This window comes from Campylobacter sp. CNRCH_2007_0968H (assembly GCF_025773245.1).
Classification (GTDB): Bacteria; Campylobacterota; Campylobacteria; order Campylobacterales; family Campylobacteraceae; genus Campylobacter_D; species Campylobacter_D lari_D.
In genome coordinates this window covers 115,446-135,021 of sequence record NZ_JAKMTQ010000002.1, presented here as the reverse complement: position 1 = coordinate 135,021, position 19,576 = coordinate 115,446, and the positions used below count along the sequence as shown (strand labels likewise).

The following is a 19,576-nucleotide window of genomic DNA, read 5'->3' as shown; positions in this document are numbered from 1 at the left end:
AGGAAAAATCATGAGTTTTGAAATTTGTGAGAGTAAAAAAGAAGATTTAGAAAAAATTTTAGAATTAATTAAAGAGCTTGCTATCCATGAAAATATGCTTGAAGATGTAAAATGCACAACTAAAGAACTTGAAGAATCTTTTTTTGAAAATAAATATGCCAAGGCTTTAAGTCTAAAAGTTGATGGTAAAATCATAGGTTATGCAATGTATTATTTTACTTTTTCGTCTTTTTGGGGTTTAGGTGGGTTATATCTAGAAGATATTTATATACAGGCAAAACATAGAAAAAAAGGCTATGCAAAAGCTGTTTTTAAATATTTAGCACAAATTTGTAAAGAAAAAAATCTTAAAAGATTAGAATGGGTATGTTTGAATGATAATGATTTAGGGATTGAGTTTTATACTAAATTAAATGCAAAGCATATGAATGAGTGGAGAACTTATCGTTTAGAGGGTGAAAATTTAGAAGCATTGATGTAATGAATAAGCGTAATTTGTATTATTTAAAAGCTTTTGGTTATGAATATTTTAACGAGCAAAAACAAATTAGGCATTTTAATTTAAGTTTTAAAGAATTAAACGAAAGGGTAAAAACCTGCAATCTTTGTCATTTTTCTAGACTAAGAAAGCATAGTTTAATGGAAAAAGAAGCCAAAAATGCTAAAATTTTGATTTACCAAGCTTTTGTTGATAAAGAAGAAAATGAGAGTGGAAAGTTTTTTGCTTCTAAAAATAAGCAAGAGTTTTTAAGATTATGCAAGGAGCTTTTAAATTTAAAAGATGATGAGATATATTTTTCTTATATGTTTAAATGTTTTAGTAATTTTAAAATAGACGATCAAGCATTAAAATTATGCTTGCCGTATTTTTATAATGAGCTTGATTTTATAAAAGCAAAGATTATTTTATGTCTTGGTCAAGAAGCTTTTGCAAGTTTGGGTTTTGAGAATTTTCAAAAATATAAAGGACAATGTATGTATTATAATAATGCCTTACTTTTGCCAAGTTATGATTTGAATTTTTTGAGTAAAAATCCTAGCTTTTATGCTGAATTTATAGAAGATATTAAAAAAATAAAAGGTTATTTATGAGAAAAAGTTTAGTTTGTTTGATGATGAGTTTTGTTTTAACTTTAAATGTCTTTGCGAAAGAGCAAAAACCATCGCCTATAGAACCTAGTGAGTCTTTTTATCCTAATTTAGAATTTCAAAATTGTGATAATGATTGTTTATTTACTTTGTTAGAAACAGGACTTTATTTTAATTTTTTATCAAGATTTAATAATGATAATGCAAATGAGCTTTTAGTCAATATCTATACCAAACTTTTAAATTCTATTATAGATTTTGAAAAAAGAATTCAAAAAAATGCTAGCATAAAACTAGCTATTATTATACCTGAGCAAACGATTAAAAGTTATTCTAATACTATTATAAATTCAAGCATAGCGTATTTATTAAGACAAAGAGCACAAATAAAAGTAAAGGTGTTTTTAATAGGTACAGAAGATGAGAGCAAGATAACTAAAGCTTTTAAACAAGCTCAAGATGAGAAATTTAATTATATTATCGCAGGTTTTACAGATAAAGGTGTGAAAAATTTATTAAAAGAAAGCCTTGATTCTAATGTAAAAGTTTTTATTCCTACTGCACATAAAAGAAATTTTGATACGCAAAATGAAAATGTGTATTTTGGAAGTATAGACTATCAAAAACAAATCCAAAAACTTTTGGAATACTCCAATGGTAAAAATATTATTTTTTCAGATGGAACACCTTTGGCAAATCGCTTAGATGAAAACGTTTTAAACGTAGGGAATGGTAGTGAGAAAATTTATACTATTAATAGTTCTAAATTTGATTTTAGAAGCATTTTAAATCAAAATAGAAGTTTTCAAGATTCTAGTATTATTTTAAATACTTCTTTGATTAAAACAGCACTCATAAGCTCACAAATAAGAACTTATGATATAGAGCCTTTTGTATTATTATCAACTCAGATTAATTATAATCCTATTTTGCTAAGTTTAACGCAAATTAATGATAGAAAAAAACTTTTGCTAGCAAATTCCATTTCTAATGAGGATCAAACTCTAAGCTATCTTAATGAGCTTTTTTCGCAAAATATTAATTACAACTGGATAGCTTATGCAACTAGCGTGGGCCTTGATTATTTTTATACGCAGTTTTTAGATAAAGATTCTCAAAGAATTTTTGATGAGGGTTTAAATGATAATCAATTTGACTATAAGGTTAAAATCATTCGCTCGCAAGGCTTAGGTTTTACTCCTTTGCAAGATCAGTAAAAACCTTAGTTATAGTCTCATCTATAGGGGCTACTTTTTCATTTTTTAAAAAAGCTAGGGTAAATTCAGCTTCAAAAAGCTTGGTATTTTCTTTATAAATCTCTTGTTTTATACAAACTGAGGCTTTTTTAAGCTTTGTGATAAATGTTTTTACTTCTATAAGATCTCCAAGTTTAGCGGGTTTTAAAAAGTTACAATTTGCTTTTGTAAGTAGAAAATGTCCTGTATTTTTATCAAAAATTTTTGCATTTTTTTGAAAAAATATCTCACTTCTTACTCTTTCGCAAAATTTTAAGTAGTTGCTATGGTATACCACTCCACCTGCATCGGTATCTTCATAATAAATTCGTATTTGCATTTTAGACCTTTTATTTTATTATATATTGATCGGAAAATATCGCTTACAATCAACTTTTTTTATTGATAAATTTGTTGAAATTCTACTTAAAATGTCATAAGAAAAGCATAAAATATTCTTGATTTTATATCTTATGTTAAAATTGTATTTTATATCATTGAAAAAAGGAAAATCATGCAAGTTTTGCAAAAAATGTTTAAATTGCTAGCTATTATGGCTTTTGTTTTTAGTGTGAGTGCAAATGCACTTAGTGAGGGTAAAGAGTATATTACTTTAAAAACACCTATTCCAAATGCACAAAATTCTCTAATAGAGGTATTTTCTTATCGTTGTATTCATTGCTATAATCATCATCAATTTCACACTCTAGCAAAAGTTAAACAAGCTTTACCAAATTTAAAATATGATCTTTTCTCGGTAAGTTCTATGCTCGAGTACGGTGGTGCTTTAAATGAGATGTTTGCTTTAGCTTCTTTTAAAGAAAAAGCTTTAGGTTTAGATGTTACTAGTGAAAAAAGTCTTACTTATAAGCTTGCTGATGTGTATTTTGTAAGTCATTTTGAAAAAAAAATAAATTTAAATAATCTTGATTTATTTTATAAAATAGGTTTAAATGCTATTGGTGCTAGTAAAGAAGAATTGCAAAAATTTTTACAAACTAAAGAAGCCAAAGAGCTTTTAGTTGCTTATGATGTAGCTAATGAAATTTCAAGAAATTATGGTACGCCTGCTTTTGTAGTAAATGGCAAATATCAAATCAATCCTGAGTATATCACTTCTTTAGAGGAACTAATCCGTATAGTTAAAGAACTTTCTACCAAGTAATGCTTTTTTAAGCATTACTTTTTGTAATTTTTGTGATAAAGTATTATTATTTTTTATTTTTTTTAATAATTATATTTTCATTTTGAAATTTTTTCTTATTGTTTAATTAATATTTAAGTTATATTAATATAACTTTAGCATGTTTATAATAAATTGCAAATATTTATTATATATAAAATACAAATAGGAGAAATAAAATGAAATTCAACTTAAATAATTTGTCAAAAGCAATGGCGGCAGCTGCTTTTGTTCTTGGTGTGAGTGCAAATGCACTTAGTGAGGGTAAAGAGTATGTGGTTTTAAAAACACCTATCCCAAATGCTCAAAATTCTTTAATAGAAGTATTTTCTTATCGTTGCACACATTGTTACGATCATCATAAGTTTAATACCATGTCAAAAGTCAAAGAAAAATTACCACAATTAACTTATAAATTTTATCCTGTTAGCTCTATGGGTGATTATGGTAAGCAAGCTAATGAAATTTTTGCTTTTGCTGCTTTTAAAGATGAGCAAAATAAAGTAAGTCAAAGCGATAAAAATAGTTTAACTCATAAAGCTTCTGAAGCATATTTTAATGCTTATTTTAAGAAAAAACAAAGATGGGGAAATGGAGCCAATCCTGAAGCGTTTTATGAAGTAGGATTAAAAGCAATTTCAGCAAGTAAAGAAGATTTAGATAACTTTTTAAAAACTCCTGAAGCTAGTGAAATTTTAAAATCTTATGAATATGCTAATGATATCTCTAAAAACTATGGTACGCCTGCATTTGTAGTAAATGGTAAATACCAAATCATACCACAAGCTATCACATCTCCACAAGCTTTAATAGAAATAACAGAAGAATTAAGCAAGATGTGATTTGAGGTATTTTATGAGTTCTTGTCCTATTAGTAAAATCACTACTTGGCAAAATACAAGAGTTCCTTGGTTGATAATGGTTATAGCTATGGTAGGCTTAACTTTTATAGCACACTTTTTGTTTCAAGAATACCTTTATATGGAGCCTTGTGAGCAGTGTGTTTATATAAGATTTGCTATGTTAACTATGGCTTTTGGTGGTATTTTAGCCTTGATAGATCCTAAAAATGATTATCTAAAAATTTTTGCTTATACTTTTGTATTTTGGGGTATATGGCTTGGTATAGAGTATTGTGTTACTCTTAATCATATCCACGAGGTAGTACATTCAGAAAATCCTTTTGCTGGTGTTGATGGGTGTAGAGAAATTCCTATATATCCTTTTAATTTACCATTGCATGAATGGGCACCAGGATGGTTTTTACCAACAGGTGAGTGTGGTATGGATACACCTATAGTACCTGAAGATGTTTATGGTAGTTTAAATGCTTTTCAGAAATTTTTTGTTGGAAATCCTCCAAATTTTGAAGATGGGTTGTATAGTAATGGTTGGTATTTGATTCCTAGTATGGAATTTATGAATATGGCGATTTGTTGTTTGTTGGCTTTTGTTGTTTGTTTGGTGATTTTAGGAAGCATGTTTGTTTCTTATACATTTTCACATTCTAAGGCTAAATTTTATGCTTTGATTGTTTTAATATTAGTAGTTTTGCTAAAAATTTTAGGTGAGCCAAGTGTGCAAATAGCTTAATAATATAAAAAAGGAGAAAAAATGAAGATTAGTAAAATTGTAAGTAGTATTTTGCTTGCTGGTAGTGTTGTTATGGTAGCGCCTAGTGTTTCTTTGGCTATGGGTGGACCTAGTGGTGCTAAAATTGATTGGGAAATTCAAGGCAAAATTGGCGCAGTAAAGATGAATCCTTATGGTTTATCTCCGCTTAGTGCTATAATTATGGATGGTGGATACAAACTAAGCGATGTGAGCGTAACTATAGTTCCAAAGCCAAATGGACAGACTATATCTTATAAGGTTAGCCCTAATAAAATTAAAACTTATGGAGGAATTCCTGTTTTTGGACTTTATCCATCATATTTTAATACAGTAAAAGTAAGTTATACTAAAACTGCTTTTGGAAAGAGTGAAAAAGTAGTAGATGAGGTATATAAAATAGCAACTGGTGGAGTAAATATAGAGCCAAGTGGAAGTATTATGCAAAGAGGTGTACCTTTTGAAAAAGTAGAAGTGATTAAAGTAGATAAAGGTTTTGAAGATAGGTTGTATTTGGTTAATAATGCTCCAGGGAAACAAAGTGGAAAAGGTTCTCAATCTGTTTGGAATAACCCAGCAGGTGGTGCAATGGAATGGGATGAAAATTCAAATGCATTTATCATTGATACAAAAGGTGAAATTCGTTGGTATTTTGACAATGATAAATTGATGGATTGGAATAATATTTACAACCGTGGTATTATGATGGGATTTAGGCAAAATACTGATGGAGCTTTAACTTGGGGTTTTGGACAAAGATATGTTAAATATGATTTAATGGGTAGAGAAATTTTTAATCGTCTTTTACCTTCTTCTTATATAGATTTTTCTCATTCTATGGATAATATGCAAAATGGAAATTATCTTTTAAGGGTGGCTTCTGCCAATGTTAAGCGTCCTGATGGTAAAAATGTGCGTTCAGTACGCGATGTGATAGTAGAAGTTGATAAAAATGGTAATGTAGTAGATGAGTGGAGATTGTTTGAAATTTTAGATCCATATAGAGCAAATGTAATCAAAGCATTAGATCAAGGTGCTGTTTGTTTAAATATTGATGCGAGTAAAGCAGGGGTTACTTTAAGTGATGAGGATTTAGCTAAAATGGATGCAAGTGATTCTTTTGGCGATATAGCAGGTACTGGAGTAGGGCGTAACTGGGCTCATGTAAATAGCGTAGATTATGATCCAAGTGATGATAGTATTATTATTTCAAGTCGTCATCAAAGTGCTATTATAAAAATAGGACGCGATAAAAAAGTAAAATGGATATTAGGAGCACACAAAGGATGGGGAGAAAAATATAAAAAAACACTTTTGCAACCTGTTGATAAAAATGGCAAAAAGATAGTTTGTGAAGATGAGTATAGTAAATGTCCAGGATATGAAAACGAAGAAGGTGGTTTTGATTTTACATGGACACAGCATACTGCTTTTAGAATAGATGAAAAATCTGACAAAAGATATATTTATATCACAGCTTTTGATAATGGCGATGCAAGAGGTATAGAGCAACCTGCTTTTGCTTCAATGAAATACTCAAGAGCAGTTGTGTATAAAATAGATCAAAAAAATAAAACCGTAGAACAAATTTGGGAGTATGGAAAGCAAAGAGGCAATGAATGGTTTTCACCTGTCACTTCTTTGGCAGAATACCATAAAGATAAAAATTCCATCATGGTTTATAGTGCTACTGCTGGAATGTCATTTGACTTAAGCAAGGGTGCTGCTGTAGGTGAGCCAAAACCTGAAATAGATGAATTTAAATGGGGAGCTAAAGAACCTTCAGTACAAATTCGCTTTAGCGGAGCAAGTACTGGTTATCAAGCTATGCCTATTGATTTAGAAAAAGCATTTAAATAAGAAAAAAGGGCTTTTTTAAAGCCCTTTTAATTTTTATAAATATCCTGCACCTAAAGCTAAAAAATAACCTACTATACAAGAAACAATCACACCAATTAATCCTGGTAAGATAAAGCTATGATTGATAACAAATTTACCTATTTTTGTAGTACCTGATCTATCAAATTGTATAGTTGCAAGATCGCTTGGATAAGTTGGTAAAATGTAGTATCCATAGCAAGTTGCTGCAAAAGCAATGATAATACCTGGTTCAACACCAATTCCTAGTGCAAGTGGCACAAAAGCTGCAATTGCTGCTGCTTGAGAATTAACAAATTTAGAAATAAGTAAAAGCATAATAGCATAAGTCCAAGGATGTTCTATAACGATATTACCTAAAGATTCTTTCATCATAGGAGTATGCACTGCAAACATTGTATCTGCCATCCAAGAAATTCCAAAAACAGCTACTAAGGCTATCATACCGGATTTAAAAATTTCATTTTTTGCAATTTTGCTTGCATCAAGTTTGGTAAAAATGATTAGCGCTGCACCTGCTAAAAGCATAAACATTTGAATAGTTGCTACCATATTCATAGGTTTGGTAACGCCTTTTGAGGTAAATTGCGGTCTAAGTTCTGGAAAAGCTCCAAGTATAGCTACTATAGCAATAGCACCTAGGAAAATCCACATAGCTACCCATTGGATAGTTGGAAGTTTTTGTCCAAGAAGAGTTTTACTATCGCCATAGATATATTCTCTTTGTTCTGGATTTTTAATCTTAGCTTGAAAATCCTCATCTTTATCAAGATCTTTTCCCCTAAACCAAGAAAAAATTCCTATAGCCAAAACACCTACTAAGGTAGAAGGTATAGTAATAGCAAGTAAATCTACATAGCCATCAAATCCTGCTAAAGGATGTTTATTAATTTCTGGATTTAAAAGTAGGGCTGTTAAGCTTACAACTGCAACTGAAACAGGACTTGCGATAATACCAAGTTGTGAAGAAATACTAGAAGCAGCCATTGGTCTTTCTGGGCGAATATCATTTTTAATAGCAATATCATAAATAATAGGCATCATAGTATAGACAACATGCCCAGTTCCACAAAGCATGGTAAGAATGCAAGTTACAAATGGCGCTAAAATAGTTAAGAATTTAGGATTTTTTCTTAGAACTTTTTCTGCAATTTGCAACATTACATCCAAACCACCACTAGCTTGCAAAGTTGCACTAGCAACAACAACAGCTAAAATGGTAAGCATAACATCAATAGAAGGTTTTCCAGGTGCTACAGCAAAACCAAAACTTAAAACTAATAAACCTATACCGCCTAATAAGCCTAGAGCGATACCGCCTTTTTTTGCCCCATAAAAAAGACAAATAAGAACAACAATTAGTTGAATACTAAATTGAACACCTTCGCTAAGGCTAGTTAGTATTTCCATACTCTCTCCTTATTTTTTGAAATATGTGAGAGTATAATCCAAGTTTTATTAATAGTAAATAAAATTTTTTATTATTTAAATAAATATTTACCAATATTTTGAATTTATTTATCAAAATATTGGTTATTTTATATTTATTGATAATATTTTAAGATTGCATAAAGAATTTTACTGATTTTTTCAATAGAAGCTATTTCACATTTTTCATCTGTTGAGTGAGGGTTATGGATATTTGGTCCTATTGAGCAACATTCTAAAGGTTGTTTTTCACTTATAATGCCACATTCTAAACCAGCATGTATAGTGTAAAGCTTGGCGTTTGGGTTTTCTTTTTTAAAATAACTTAGAATTTCTTCTCCAAATTTAGTATCTTTATTAGCCCACGGTGGATAAAAATTTGCACTTGAAACTTCGCAGTTTTGCATCTTAAAATAAGTTAAGGTTTCAAATTCTATGTTTTTAAGTTCTTGTAAATCATTAGATCTTGCAAAAAGCTCAAAATGAAATTTGTTATCTTTTTCATAAGCTAGTGAAAGATTGATACTTGTTTGAACTAAATTTAATTGATGATTAAAAGTTCTAACTCCTTGTGCAAAAGCATTAATGAGATTTAAAATAACTTGAGAATTTTTATAATATGTTCTTTCGATTTTACCTATATAATTTACTTTAAAATAATCATTTTCTTTTGGAGGATTTTTAAAAAATGCTATAACTTTAGCATGTTTTGGTATAGAATTTATTCTTTCACCTGCTTTAAATTCGCAAAGTTCTCCTTGATTTTGAGTGATAAAATAGCTCACTTCTTTAATAGAAGATTTAATATTTTTAACAATATCAATTCCCGAGTGCCCACCTTTAAAATCAATTGCTTCTATCTCATAACAATCTTCTTCTTTTTCATCTATTTCTAAGTTTAAACTAGCAAAAATATCTACCCCACCAGCACAACCTATAACAACTTCATCATCGCTTTCGTGGTCTAAATTTAAAAGCTTGCTTGAGATCAAAGTATGGGTGAGATTGTTTGCTCCACAAAGTCCAACTTCTTCATCATTAGTAAAAAGACATTCTATATTTTCAAAATCTTTTAAAGCTTGCATCATTAGCGATACTCCTATGCCATTATCTGCACCTAAGCTTGAATTTTTAGCCTTTAAATATCCGTTTTCTTCATATATTTGTATATTTGGAGCTTCTCCCATGCAAACCATATCATAATGACTTTGTAAACAAATTTTAGGATTTCCTTTGTGTGCGTGGATATTACCTGCTTCATCAACGCTTACTTGGCAATTTTGACTTTTAGCAAAATCAATGAGAAAATTTTTCAATTCTTCGGTTTTGAAACTACAATGAGGTATTTGAGCAATTTGTTTAAAATTTTGTATAATTTCTTGCATAAATTCTCCTTTTTATTGTAATTATGGCATATTTTTATATAGATGAGGTTTAAATGAAATTTTCTAGGAAACAAATTAAATTATTTATAAACTTATTAAAAGATCCGAAGAAATTTTTAATCGCATTTTTTTTAGTTGCTTTTGCTTATGTTTTAAACTATGATAGTGGTTCATATATCAATGCTAAAGTAAGTCGTGTAGTAGATGGAGATACTATTGAGGCTAAATTCGAAAATGAAAAACTTAAAATCAGACTTTTTGGTATAGATGCACCTGAGAGTGATCAAGCTTATGGAAAGATGGCTACGCAATTTCTAAAAGCTATTGTATTAAACAAAGAAGTAGTTTTGAATGTAAAAGATGAGGATAAATATGGTAGAATTTTAGCCATTGTATATTTAAATGATAAAGATATTAATCAAGTTATGGTTAAAAATGGTTTTGCTTGGGCATATGAGCATTATAGTGATTTGTATATAAATGAGCAAAATTATGCCAAGATAAATAAAAAAGGATTATGGGAAAGTGAAAATCCTATAGAGCCTTATAAATGGCGTAAACAAATAAGATTAAAATAGGATATAAGATGTTTAAAAAAATATTATTGTTTGGATTTTTAGCATTATTTTTTAGCGGTTGTTTTGTAAATGAAAGAGGGGTTTCAAATCGCTTTTATGATGATTGTAAAGAATATTATGATGCAAGCGGGACTTATCATAAAGAATGTCCAAAGAATTGGGTGGATTTACCTTTAACCCCCGATTCCTTTTAAGACTGCATTAAGTTCTTCTTGCATTGATTCTTGTTTAGTTGTTTCTTGCTGATTTTGATTATTATTTGCAGCAGCTTGATTTTGTTTAAGTTTAAATATATGATCATCTGTAGTAATAACTTGAAAAGATGCGTCAAAAATTTTAATCTCATTTACAAAACCAGCTACTTTAACCTCTCTTTTTCTTGAGTCATCGCTAAATAAAGCACTCGCTTCAAGATTTAAAATATCTCCCACTTTTAAAGGAGCATAAAAAAAGCTTCTTGAGCCTATTAAGACGCTAAATTCTTTATTAATTGCAGCTTGTGCTATGTAATTTGCTGCATTAAATACAAAGCCACTATGCACTAATCCTAGTTCATCTACTGCCATATCATGGGTTGTGATTAAAATACCTTTGGCGAAATTTTTTTCTATATGAGAAATACTTCCTGCTAAAGTATTGTTTATCCCTGGACAAGTGATAAGTTCTGATTTAATACGATTTAACTCTTCTGGGTCTATTAATTCTTCTATAGTAACAGCACTTACTGTTCTTGCCATTTTTACACCTTTAATTTAACATAAACTCTTTTTGGTGCTTCATAGCCTTCGCAAGTTAAATTTGAATCATTTTTATCTAAAAATTGATCTAAAGAATAAGAATCAATCCATTGTGTTTTTCTTTGTTCTAAAAGATCGGTTTGTTTAGTTGTTATAACTTCAAATTCACTAAATCCAGCCCTATAACACCAATTTCTTAAACCTAATATCGACGGAATGAAAAAAATATTTGGTATTTTTGAGTAAGTTTTTTGAGGAATAAGTGCTATTTCTCTTTCATCTTCTATATACATAGTGTCTAAAAAGACTATGCCATCTTTATTTAAAGATTGTTTGAGTTGTTTTAGCATGGCTATGGGATCACTACGATGATAAATCACTCCAAGACAAAAAATCACATCAAATTTTATGCCATAATTTGGTACATCAGCTACGCCTAAAAGCTCATATTGTATAGGAGTTTTTGCAATGGAGTTTAAAAGTAAAAATTGCAAATAATATTTAATAGAAGGATCAAAACCTATGAGCTTTGAAGGATTAAATTCAAGCATTTTAAACATATAATAACCATTATTGCAGCCAATATCTGCTACTATTTTGCCTTTTATTTCTTGCATATAAGGCTTTAAAATATTAAATTTGATAAAACTTTGCCATTCTGTATCTATAAATAAATCATTAATTTTAAAAGGTCCTTTACGCCAAGGTTTTAATTCTAAAGTGATATTCTTGATCTCATCATCTAAACTTTTATCACAAAAAATATCAAAACTTTCATTTATAAGGTAATTTGAATTTTGAATTTTTTTACTAAGTTTTTGGATTTTTTCATATAAAGGATGTTTTAAAACTTGCTTAAATAAAGCATTATTTTGCATATTTTTCCTTGAAAAACTCCCTTATTTGGGAGTTTTTATTATTGAAGTAGGCTTGCTAGTTTAGTTTGTAACATTACATTTGAATGAGCATTTGCAAATAAAAATGCATTTTCTTTTAGGTAATTTGCATTAAAATCATTGATATTTTGAGCTAAGTCATTATTTTGTAATTTGCTTTCAGCTTCTTTAGTGTTAATACTAGTTTGCAAAGATGAGTTGATATTAGAATGGATAGCGTTAATTCCAGCACCAATATCTGCGCGTAAAGAACCTACTTGATCTTGAAAATCACGAATTCCGTCTTGATTTTCAAGGCTTAAATTTGCTGTGCTTGGTTGATTTAAATTAATACTTTCAACCCCAGTACCAACAACAAAATCCATACTCTGAAATACATTTTTTCCATTAAAAGTCGCATTGGAAAAAGCATCATTGATTGAAGTTACAAGTTTGCTTGCTTCAGAATTTAGCATACTTTTTTGTCTGTCATTTAAAGCAGCATTGTTTGAGCGCACTGAAAGTTCATTAAGTTTATCTGCAGTAGCTGAAATGCTATTTAAAGTTGAATCAGCAATTTGTAAAACTCCTATGGAATCATAGGCATTTAAAATACCTTGATCTATAGTGCTATATTGACTTCTTAAAGAATCAGCTATGGCTAAATTTGCTCCATCGCTCCCATCTATAGCACGGATTGTGGCTATGTTTTCTAAAGCTTTTTCTTGGCTTTTTTGAGCTTGATTTAAGTAGTGATTTTGTTGAGTTGTTCCTATATCGCCTATTTTCATCTTTGACTCCTTTTAAAGACTTATTTTATTATATCATTTTTTTGTTTTAAAATTTAAGAAAAACAAAATTACTTGTGATAACATGATAATTTTCATCACAACTTCACTTGCACCATGAATTTTTATAAATTCTTGAGTTTTAGTTGCTTCTTCTCCTAAACTTTGTGCTTCTAAAACATAAGCAGTGAAGTAAAATACAAAAAGCAAACTTAGTGCCAAAATGATCAAAGAAAGCATAAATTTTGAAAAATTTATTTTAAAAGTTAAATTTTTGTCTTTAAATGAAAAAATTTCTATTAAAATAGACAAAACACTCACACCTAACAAAACATAGCCAAATTGCACAAAAATGTGTGTCATTAAAAGCCCACTTTGAAAATGAGTTAAAACCCCTTCACCTATGAATTTAGCAGGATAAAATATAGTCGGAGCTAAAAACACACCTATGCTAATTTCAATCCCAATTAAGCTTGCTAGTAAAAATAAATATATTGATTTCATATTTTCTCCTATAATAAAGATAATTATAGTCTAATTTTTTAAATTCCATGCAACAAAGGCTCTATCAAATCCATTATAATCTTGATAAAAAGTAGCCTTGAAATCATTTTCTTTTAAAATTTTATTTAAAATTGTTTTTTGATCATAGCCAAACTCACATGCTAAGACTTTTGTGTTGTGATTTTTGGCAAAAAGAATAATTTCATGTAAAATTTCCCAACCTTTATCTCCACCAAATAAAGCATTGTGTGGTTCGTTTTGAACCCATTTATCTAAAGGATAGTCATTTTTTATGTAAGGAGGATTAGAAAAAATAAAGTCAAAATTTCCTTGTATATTTTTAAAATCACAAAGTTGAAAATTGATTAAATTTGAAACATTATGAAAATCTGCATTTTTTTTAGCAAGCTCTAATGCTTTTGGATTGATATCACAAGCTTGTATAAAAATTTGTTTTAACTTTGCTAAGCAAATACTTAAAATTCCACTTCCAAAGCCAATTTCAAGTATATTTTTAAAAGAGTTATGATCTAAAATTTCTAAACATCTTTCAAGTAATATTTCACTATCAAAACGCGGTATCAAAACCCCTTTTTTAGTAAAAAAATCAAAACCATAAAATTGTGTTTTTTGAAATAAATACTCAAAAGGCTCACCATTTAAAAATCTATCTATATATTCTAAAAAAACTTTCTCATTGATTTGAAATTCAGGATTTAAAAAAATCCAAGCTTTATCTTTTTGTAAAAGTTCACAAAGAATAAAAAGTATATATTCTTTGTGAGTAGGATCTTTTGCGTAAGCTTGCTTTAAAGCTTGTTTGATTGAAATCATTGCAAAGCTTTGATTCTATCGTAAATACAAGGATGACTTAGATGAAAGAAAGTATAAATTTTACTTGTTTTAACAAAGGCTTTGTTTTCTTTTGCTAAAGCTATGAGAGCATTTTTCATATCTTCTTTAGAGCTTAGTTTTGCTCCGTGTAAGTCAGCATTAAATTCATTTTTTTGACTCATTTTATTAAGCAGTGGAGAAATAATAAAAGTAAAAATATTTCCAAAAATCAATAAAAGTGCAAAAACTCCAGCATTCACTCCATCTAAATGACTTTCAATATAAAAAAAGTTTGGTAAATGTGCAAAGATGAAAAATAAAGCAAAAAGCATCAAAGCACTAGCAAATAACATTTTTAGCAAATCTTTATGCACAAAATGTCCTAGCTCATGACCCAAAACAGCAATGAGTTCTTTTTCTTTTAAAGCATTTAAAAGTGTATCAAAAAGTACTACTCTTTTGCTTTTAAATAAGCCACCAAAATAAGCATTTAATCTTTTATCTCTTTTGCTTGCATCGATAACATAAACACCATTTGCACTAAAGCCACATTTTTGCATTAAATTAGTGATTTTTTCTAATAAATTTTCATCTTCAAGTTTTTTCATTTTGTTAAACATAGGTGCAATAAGTGTAGGGTAGATGAGATTTATAATAAGTATAATTATAAAGCTTAGAGCAAAAGCCACTACCCACCAGTATGTGTTAAAAAATTCAAAGCAAAATACTAAGGCATAGATGATTAAAAAGCCAAAAACAAGTATTAGAGCTAAAGATTTAATGCTGTCTTTAACAAAAAGTGCTAAAGTCATATTTGAAAAGCCGTGTTTTTTATCTTTTATAAAGCTTTCATAATAGCTAAGTGGTAAATTTAAAATACTAATAATCAATAAAAATACAAGCAAAAATAAAGTATTTTCTAAGGTAGAATTTTCTTTTATAAAAATTTCTTTTAAATACAAAAAGCCAAAGCTAATCCAAGAAATGTTAACCATCAGATTATAAAGATTAGAAAAGATTTTGTATTTTTCATTTTCTATGGCGATATTTGCAGCATTTTTATAATCTTGTTCATTTAAAATAATTGCTTGTTTTTCTCTTTCTTTTTTTAAAAAAGAAATTTGCACATAAGATATAAAAACCAAAAAAGCTGTGTAAATACATAAAATAGTTATCAAAGTCATAGTTTTTCCTTAAATAAATTTGAGTAATTTTATCTTATTTAAAATATATAAAGTTAATCAGTATTTTCACTTTTTTCCAAAACCTCAAAATAAGCTTCTTCTAAAATACTAAGTTCATTTTCTAAGGAATTTAGCTCTTCATAAAGGGTATTTATACCTAGTTTTTGATAGATTGTAGGATTACTTAGAGCATTTTTGATTTCTTTTATTTCTTCTTCTAATTTATGAATTTTATCAGGATATGAGTTTAAAATTTCATTTTCTTTATAGCTTAGTTTTTTACTCGATTTTTCTTTTGTTTTTACACTTGCGGTGGTGTTTGTTTCTAAGCTTTTAGAAAATTCTTCAAAGTCTTTGTATTCTTTTTCATTTTCTAAATATTCACTATAAGAAAGAACTTCTATATTAATATTTGCATTATCTTCAAAAGCATAAAGTTTAGTTGCTATTTTATCGACAAAATATCTATCATGTGAGACAAGCAAAATCGCGCCTTCAAAAGAAAGTAAGTATTCTTCTAAGATATTAATCGTAGCTATGTCTAAATCATTTGTTGGTTCATCTAAGATTAATACATCATATTCTTTGGTAAAAAGCAAGGCTAGAGCAACTCTGTTTTTCTCACCCCCACTTAGCACACTCACGCTTTGCTCTAAAAATTCTTTTGGAAATAAAAATTGTTTTAAATACCCATAAACATGCATATTTTTACCACGCACTTGAATGTGATCGCCACCATTTGGGCAAAAAATTTCTAAAAGTTTTTTATCAGTGTTTAATAAACTTCTGCTTTGATCAAAATAGCCTATTTTAACTTCACCTCTTTTAATCTCTCCGCTATCAAGCGGAATTTGATCAAGTAAAATCTTTAAGAAAGTAGATTTCCCACAGCCATTTTTACCTACTATGGCTATGCGTTCACCTTGTAAAATTCGTGCATTAAAGTCTTTAAAAAGTGTCTTGTTGGCAATAGACTTTGAGATATTTTTAAGTTCAAAAAGCATTTTTTTGCGGTTTTGGCTTTGAGTTTGGTTAAAATTTTTACTTGCTCTTTTGATTTCAAGTTGTAAGCGTTTGATAGCTCCTGGGTTTTTCTTAGCTTCTTCACGCATTTTAAAAATGCGTTCTTTGCGTCCTTCGTTGCGTTTAAGCCTAGCTTTGACTCCTCTTCTTAGCCATTCTTCCTCACTTTTTAATTGCTTAAGCAAGGTTTCATGGCTTTTAGCTAAGGAAGCTAAAATAGCTGCTTTTTTTTCTAGATATTGCGTATATCCACCCTCAAAAATGCTTAATTTTCCCGCTTCTATTTCTACGCATTTTTGCGCTATAGCATCGATAAAATACCTATCATGAGAGATGAAAATAACACACATTTTAGAAGCTTTCAGTCTTTCTTCTAAAAAGTTACTCATATATACATCTAGATGATTAGTTGGTTCATCAAGCAATAATATATCAGGATTTTTTAGCAAAAGTGTGCAAAGCCCTACGCGTCTTATTTCGCCCCCACTTAAAGAGCAAAGTGTTCTGTCTTTGTATTCTAATAGTTTAAATTCTTCTAATATTCTTTGTATTTTTTGGTCTAAATTCCATGCGTCTTTTGAATCTATAAATAAACTTAATTCATCTACTTTTTTTAAATATTCTTTATTTTCAGGATCAAAAGCTAGTTTTTCATTATAGCTTTCAAATTCTTTCAAGGCTTGGTAAATTTCTTCAAGTTCTTTTTTGATGGCTTCGCTTACGCTTAAGGTGCTTTCAAAGCTTACTTGTTGGCTTAGCATATCTATACTAGTGTTATTTTGTTTAATTACTCTACCGCTATCTAATTTTAAAGTCCCCATAAGGGTTTTTAAAAAGCTTGATTTTCCTTCGCCATTTTTGCCTATAATAGCGATTTTTTCTCCTAAATTTGCACTAAAATTTGCATTTTCTAAAACTATTTTTGTATTAAATTTCTTATTTGCGTCGATTAAATCTATTAAAGCCAAATTTCTTTCCCAAATGTTTTTTACGATTTTACTTTAAAAAGTATTAATTTTGCTTAAATAAAATTACGCCATGAGAGCATTTGTTTTTTTTACTTTATTAGTTTTATTTTTTGCTTTGGCAAATTGGTATATTTATAAAAGATTTTTAAGTAGGGTTGGTTTTTTAAAACCTTATAAGAAGTTTGTATTAGCTTTTGTTTTAATAGTTTTTGCATGTGAATTAATCTTTTTTATAAATATGCGCGGGGACTTTTTGCATGAAAAGCTTTATTATATTTTAGCTATTTTTCCTACTGCTACTTGCTTTTTCTTGCTTTTTGGAGTGATTTTTGAAATTGGCTCTTGGATTTTTTTTAATGAAAATAAAAAAGAGCAAATTTTCAGTGTCCAAAGAAGAAAGTTTTTAAAATTAATTTTTGATTCTTGGCTTATTATACTTAGCGTTAGTATGGTATTTAAAGGTTTTGTAAATGCTATTAGCACACCTAAGGTTAATGAGGTAGATATTAAAGTTAAAAATTTAAAAGAAGATTTAAATATAGTTTTACTTTCTGATGTGCATTTGGGAAAAAATTTAGGAGAAGATTTTTTAAAAACCTTAATCGATGAAGTTAATATTTTAAATGCTGATATAGTCATTATAGCTGGGGATTTAATCGATGCAGATATTGCTAGTATGCCTTATATTAATTTATTAGAAAATTTTAAATCAAAATATGGTACTTATTTTGTTTATGGAAATCATGAGTATTATAATGATATAAATGCAATAAGCAAAAAGCTTAAAACTCTTAAAAATTTCAAAGTTTTGGAAGATGAAAGTATTGATTTTGGGGATTTTACTTTAAGTGGGACTTTGGATTTGGCTGCCAAGCGTTTGGGTTTTAAAGAAAGCAATATAGAAAAAATCAAAACTCAAATCAATCAAGAAAAAGTTAATATTTTAATCACACATCAGCCAAAATATGTAAAAACTTATGATGTGAGTGGGTTTGATTTGATTTTATCAGGGCATACACACGCAGGACAAATTTTCCCTTTTTCTTTGCTAGTATATTTAGAACAAGGCTTTGTGTATGGGCTTTATAAATTAAGCAAGGATAGTTTGTTTTATGTAAGCAGTGGAGCTGGATTTTGGGGACCTGCTGTGAGATTTTTAGCCCCTAGTGAGATAGCTTTGATTAGATTAAAAGGAGAATGAGTGGGATTTAGCAATAGTGCTTCAAAAATGTTTGGAATCATAGCAAAATATAAATTTCCAAAAATTATACAAAAAAATATTAATAAAGCTTATGTAAATGCTTTTAATATCAATATGAGTGAATTTAAACCTTTAGAAGAATATGAGAGTTTAAATGCTTTATTTACAAGAACTTTATTAAATGAGCGAGAATTAGAAGATGGCTTTATAAGTCCAAGTGATGGTAAAATTTTAGAACTTGGAAGTAGCTTTCAAAATGATTTAAAAGAAAATTTAGCCTTTAGCATTAAAGGTTCAAGTTATAGTATAGAAGAGCTTTTAAAAAACTCAGCTAGTAAAGAAGAATTGGAAAATGGCATAGATTATGCAAATATTTATTTATCTCCAAAAGATTATCATCATTATCATGCACCTTGTAATATGCAAATTTTAAGTGCTACTTATATGAGCGGGGCTTTATTTAGTGTGAGTGAGGCAAAGTTAGCTAAAATTATAAACCTTTATACTAAAAATGAAAGAGTAGTTTTAAAGTGCTTAGTGGAAGGAAAATTTATACTTTGGATGGTATTTGTGGGTGCGCTAAATGTCGGTAAAATGCACTTTAGCTTTGATACTAGCATACAAACTAATGCAGCAAATTTTGATTTTACTCATACCTATGAAGATCTTTTTGTAAAAAAAGGCCAAAGACTTGGAAATTTTGAGCTAGGTTCAACTATAGTTTTAATCGCTCAAAAAGGGTTTTTAAAATTTAGTAAAAATGCTTATGAGCAAGTTGAATTTTCTAAGAAGATTGCGGACTTTGCTTAGTCTCATCTTCATTAGCAACTTTATATAAAAAGGCAAAAATTTCAGCCACTGCTTTATACATATTAGGTGGGATTTCATCGCCTAGATCAAGTTTGCTAAGCACTTCTACTAAGTCTTTGTCTTCTTTTATGGGTATGCCATTTTCTTTGGCTAAAGAGATGATTTTAGCAGCGTTTTCACCTTTGGCATTAGCTAGGATTTTTGGTGCATTTTGTTCTTCTTTGTTATAGCCTAGCGCAACGGCTTTTTTTGTTTTTTTAGCCAT

Annotated in this window: 22 protein-coding genes; 11 read left to right on the top strand and 11 right to left on the bottom strand. The window is 29.0% G+C overall.

The window, feature by feature from the left end; translation table 11 throughout:
* Positions 1-7: 7 nt before the first annotated feature.
* Genes L8Y18_RS01930 through L8Y18_RS01920 form a run of 3 tightly spaced genes read left to right on the top strand, consistent with a single transcriptional unit; the run spans position 8 to position 2,306 of the window.
* Entirely contained in the window at positions 8-481 is a 474-nt protein-coding gene (locus tag L8Y18_RS01930; protein ID WP_263660624.1) for a GNAT family N-acetyltransferase, read from the top strand.
* A complete protein-coding gene (locus L8Y18_RS01925; RefSeq protein WP_220566740.1) occupies positions 481-1,092 on the top strand; it encodes a uracil-DNA glycosylase family protein in 612 nt (203 codons plus the stop codon). Before L8Y18_RS01930 ends, L8Y18_RS01925 begins: the two co-directional genes overlap by 1 nt.
* Entirely contained in the window at positions 1,089-2,306 is a 1,218-nt protein-coding gene (locus L8Y18_RS01920) for a hypothetical protein (RefSeq protein ID WP_263659341.1), read from the top strand. The genes L8Y18_RS01925 and L8Y18_RS01920 overlap by 4 nt, the downstream gene beginning before the upstream one ends.
* Here the strand turns inward: L8Y18_RS01920 and L8Y18_RS01915 are convergent.
* Entirely contained in the window at positions 2,284-2,664 is a 381-nt protein-coding gene (locus L8Y18_RS01915) for a YbgC/FadM family acyl-CoA thioesterase (protein ID WP_263676162.1), read from the bottom strand. The genes L8Y18_RS01920 and L8Y18_RS01915 overlap by 23 nt on opposite strands.
* A gap of 174 nt (positions 2,665-2,838) precedes the next feature.
* Here L8Y18_RS01915 and L8Y18_RS01910 point away from each other — a divergent pair, with 174 nt between their 5' ends.
* The 4 genes from L8Y18_RS01910 (at position 2,839) to L8Y18_RS01895 (ending at position 6,978) form a co-directional block, all read left to right on the top strand.
* Positions 2,839-3,489, top strand: a complete 651-nt coding sequence (locus tag L8Y18_RS01910) for a thiol:disulfide interchange protein DsbA/DsbL (RefSeq protein ID WP_220566742.1) — start codon at positions 2,839-2,841, stop codon at positions 3,487-3,489.
* 197 nt (positions 3,490-3,686) lie between these two features.
* Entirely contained in the window at positions 3,687-4,349 is a 663-nt protein-coding gene (locus L8Y18_RS01905) for a thiol:disulfide interchange protein DsbA/DsbL (protein ID WP_263659342.1), read from the top strand.
* 13 nt (positions 4,350-4,362) lie between these two features.
* Positions 4,363-5,100 carry a protein-disulfide oxidoreductase DsbI gene (gene dsbI, locus L8Y18_RS01900; RefSeq protein ID WP_263676160.1) on the top strand — a complete coding sequence of 246 codons (738 nt, stop codon included), beginning with the start codon at positions 4,363-4,365 and terminating at the stop codon, positions 5,098-5,100.
* A gap of 21 nt (positions 5,101-5,121) precedes the next feature.
* A complete protein-coding gene (locus L8Y18_RS01895; protein ID WP_263666743.1) occupies positions 5,122-6,978 on the top strand; it encodes an aryl-sulfate sulfotransferase in 1,857 nt (618 codons plus the stop codon).
* Positions 6,979-7,011: 33 nt separating this feature from the next.
* Here the strand turns inward: L8Y18_RS01895 and L8Y18_RS01890 are convergent, their stop codons facing one another.
* Together L8Y18_RS01890 and L8Y18_RS01885 are read right to left on the bottom strand one after the other, a co-directional pair.
* A complete protein-coding gene (locus L8Y18_RS01890) occupies positions 7,012-8,406 on the bottom strand; it encodes an anaerobic C4-dicarboxylate transporter (protein ID WP_263676158.1) in 1,395 nt (464 codons plus the stop codon).
* Between the two features lie 134 nt (positions 8,407-8,540).
* Positions 8,541-9,809 (bottom strand): M20/M25/M40 family metallo-hydrolase, encoded by a 1,269-nt coding sequence (locus L8Y18_RS01885; RefSeq protein WP_263659347.1) that lies wholly within the window; start codon positions 9,807-9,809, stop codon positions 8,541-8,543.
* A 53-nt stretch (positions 9,810-9,862) separates the two neighbouring features.
* Between L8Y18_RS01885 and L8Y18_RS01880 the strand changes: the two genes are divergently transcribed.
* Together L8Y18_RS01880 and L8Y18_RS01875 are read left to right on the top strand one after the other, a co-directional pair.
* Positions 9,863-10,387, top strand: coding sequence for a thermonuclease family protein (locus L8Y18_RS01880; RefSeq protein WP_263659348.1), 525 nt, complete (start codon positions 9,863-9,865; stop codon positions 10,385-10,387).
* Positions 10,388-10,395: 8 nt separating this feature from the next.
* Complete coding sequence (locus L8Y18_RS01875) at positions 10,396-10,581, top strand: hypothetical protein (protein WP_263659349.1); 186 nt, start codon at positions 10,396-10,398, stop codon at positions 10,579-10,581.
* On the opposite strand, the gene L8Y18_RS01870 is transcribed toward L8Y18_RS01875, so the two are convergent.
* Genes L8Y18_RS01870 through abc-f form a run of 7 tightly spaced genes read right to left on the bottom strand, consistent with a single transcriptional unit; the run spans position 10,561 to position 17,300 of the window.
* Positions 10,561-11,124: a hypothetical protein gene (locus tag L8Y18_RS01870; protein ID WP_318529802.1), complete on the bottom strand. Its 564-nt coding sequence runs from the start codon at positions 11,122-11,124 to the stop codon at positions 10,561-10,563. The two genes, L8Y18_RS01875 and L8Y18_RS01870, sit on opposite strands and share 21 nt — an antisense overlap.
* A gap of 2 nt (positions 11,125-11,126) precedes the next feature.
* A complete protein-coding gene (cmoB, locus tag L8Y18_RS01865; RefSeq protein WP_263659350.1) occupies positions 11,127-12,002 on the bottom strand; it encodes a tRNA 5-methoxyuridine(34)/uridine 5-oxyacetic acid(34) synthase CmoB in 876 nt (291 codons plus the stop codon).
* Between the two features lie 38 nt (positions 12,003-12,040).
* Positions 12,041-12,790: a flagellin gene (locus L8Y18_RS01860; protein WP_263659352.1), complete on the bottom strand. Its 750-nt coding sequence runs from the start codon at positions 12,788-12,790 to the stop codon at positions 12,041-12,043.
* A gap of 33 nt (positions 12,791-12,823) precedes the next feature.
* On the bottom strand, positions 12,824-13,291 hold the full coding sequence (locus L8Y18_RS01855; RefSeq protein WP_133319299.1) for a DUF4149 domain-containing protein: 468 nt from the start codon (positions 13,289-13,291) through the stop codon (positions 12,824-12,826).
* 30 nt (positions 13,292-13,321) lie between these two features.
* The gene (locus L8Y18_RS01850) at positions 13,322-14,122 is read right to left on the bottom strand and encodes a HemK/PrmC family methyltransferase (RefSeq protein ID WP_165955269.1); all 801 of its coding nucleotides are present in this window, start codon (positions 14,120-14,122) and stop codon (positions 13,322-13,324) included.
* A complete protein-coding gene (locus tag L8Y18_RS01845) occupies positions 14,122-15,309 on the bottom strand; it encodes a M48 family metallopeptidase (RefSeq protein WP_263676156.1) in 1,188 nt (395 codons plus the stop codon). Before L8Y18_RS01845 ends, L8Y18_RS01850 begins: the two co-directional genes overlap by 1 nt.
* Positions 15,310-15,362: 53 nt before the next feature.
* The gene (abc-f, locus tag L8Y18_RS01840) at positions 15,363-17,300 is read right to left on the bottom strand and encodes a ribosomal protection-like ABC-F family protein (protein ID WP_263676155.1); all 1,938 of its coding nucleotides are present in this window, start codon (positions 17,298-17,300) and stop codon (positions 15,363-15,365) included.
* Between the two features lie 70 nt (positions 17,301-17,370).
* Between abc-f and L8Y18_RS01835 the strand changes: the two genes are divergently transcribed.
* Together L8Y18_RS01835 and L8Y18_RS01830 are read left to right on the top strand one after the other, a co-directional pair.
* Positions 17,371-18,501 (top strand): metallophosphoesterase, encoded by a 1,131-nt coding sequence (locus L8Y18_RS01835; protein ID WP_263676153.1) that lies wholly within the window; start codon positions 17,371-17,373, stop codon positions 18,499-18,501.
* Positions 18,502-19,311: a phosphatidylserine decarboxylase gene (locus tag L8Y18_RS01830; protein WP_263660591.1), complete on the top strand. Its 810-nt coding sequence runs from the start codon at positions 18,502-18,504 to the stop codon at positions 19,309-19,311.
* Here L8Y18_RS01830 and L8Y18_RS01825 read toward each other — a convergent pair.
* Entirely contained in the window at positions 19,286-19,576 is a 291-nt protein-coding gene (locus L8Y18_RS01825) for a FlhB-like flagellar biosynthesis protein (RefSeq protein WP_133319292.1), read from the bottom strand. The two genes, L8Y18_RS01830 and L8Y18_RS01825, sit on opposite strands and share 26 nt — an antisense overlap.

What these genes read in the sequence shown, in the direction of transcription:
- L8Y18_RS01925 (WP_220566740.1), top strand. Translation starts at nt 481, where the DNA reads ATGAATAAGCGTAATTTGTATTATTTAAAAGCTTTTGGTTATGAATAT.
- L8Y18_RS01910 (WP_220566742.1), top strand. Translation starts at nt 2,839, where the DNA reads ATGCAAGTTTTGCAAAAAATGTTTAAATTGCTAGCTATTATGGCTTTT.
- L8Y18_RS01825 (WP_133319292.1), bottom strand. Translation starts at nt 19,576, where the DNA reads ATGGCTAAAAAAACAAAAAAAGCCGTTGCGCTAGGCTATAACAAAGAA.
- L8Y18_RS01880 (WP_263659348.1), top strand. Translation starts at nt 9,863, where the DNA reads ATGAAATTTTCTAGGAAACAAATTAAATTATTTATAAACTTATTAAAA.
- L8Y18_RS01890 (WP_263676158.1), bottom strand. Translation starts at nt 8,406, where the DNA reads ATGGAAATACTAACTAGCCTTAGCGAAGGTGTTCAATTTAGTATTCAA.
- L8Y18_RS01885 (WP_263659347.1), bottom strand. Translation starts at nt 9,809, where the DNA reads ATGCAAGAAATTATACAAAATTTTAAACAAATTGCTCAAATACCTCAT.
- dsbI (WP_263676160.1), top strand. Translation starts at nt 4,363, where the DNA reads ATGAGTTCTTGTCCTATTAGTAAAATCACTACTTGGCAAAATACAAGA.
- L8Y18_RS01860 (WP_263659352.1), bottom strand. Translation starts at nt 12,790, where the DNA reads ATGAAAATAGGCGATATAGGAACAACTCAACAAAATCACTACTTAAAT.
- L8Y18_RS01845 (WP_263676156.1), bottom strand. Translation starts at nt 15,309, where the DNA reads ATGACTTTGATAACTATTTTATGTATTTACACAGCTTTTTTGGTTTTT.
- L8Y18_RS01915 (WP_263676162.1), bottom strand. Translation starts at nt 2,664, where the DNA reads ATGCAAATACGAATTTATTATGAAGATACCGATGCAGGTGGAGTGGTA.
- L8Y18_RS01870 (WP_318529802.1), bottom strand. Translation starts at nt 11,124, where the DNA reads ATGGCAAGAACAGTAAGTGCTGTTACTATAGAAGAATTAATAGACCCA.
- L8Y18_RS01835 (WP_263676153.1), top strand. Translation starts at nt 17,371, where the DNA reads ATGAGAGCATTTGTTTTTTTTACTTTATTAGTTTTATTTTTTGCTTTG.
- L8Y18_RS01875 (WP_263659349.1), top strand. Translation starts at nt 10,396, where the DNA reads ATGTTTAAAAAAATATTATTGTTTGGATTTTTAGCATTATTTTTTAGC.
- cmoB (WP_263659350.1), bottom strand. Translation starts at nt 12,002, where the DNA reads ATGCAAAATAATGCTTTATTTAAGCAAGTTTTAAAACATCCTTTATAT.
- L8Y18_RS01905 (WP_263659342.1), top strand. Translation starts at nt 3,687, where the DNA reads ATGAAATTCAACTTAAATAATTTGTCAAAAGCAATGGCGGCAGCTGCT.
- L8Y18_RS01895 (WP_263666743.1), top strand. Translation starts at nt 5,122, where the DNA reads ATGAAGATTAGTAAAATTGTAAGTAGTATTTTGCTTGCTGGTAGTGTT.
- L8Y18_RS01855 (WP_133319299.1), bottom strand. Translation starts at nt 13,291, where the DNA reads ATGAAATCAATATATTTATTTTTACTAGCAAGCTTAATTGGGATTGAA.
- L8Y18_RS01920 (WP_263659341.1), top strand. Translation starts at nt 1,089, where the DNA reads ATGAGAAAAAGTTTAGTTTGTTTGATGATGAGTTTTGTTTTAACTTTA.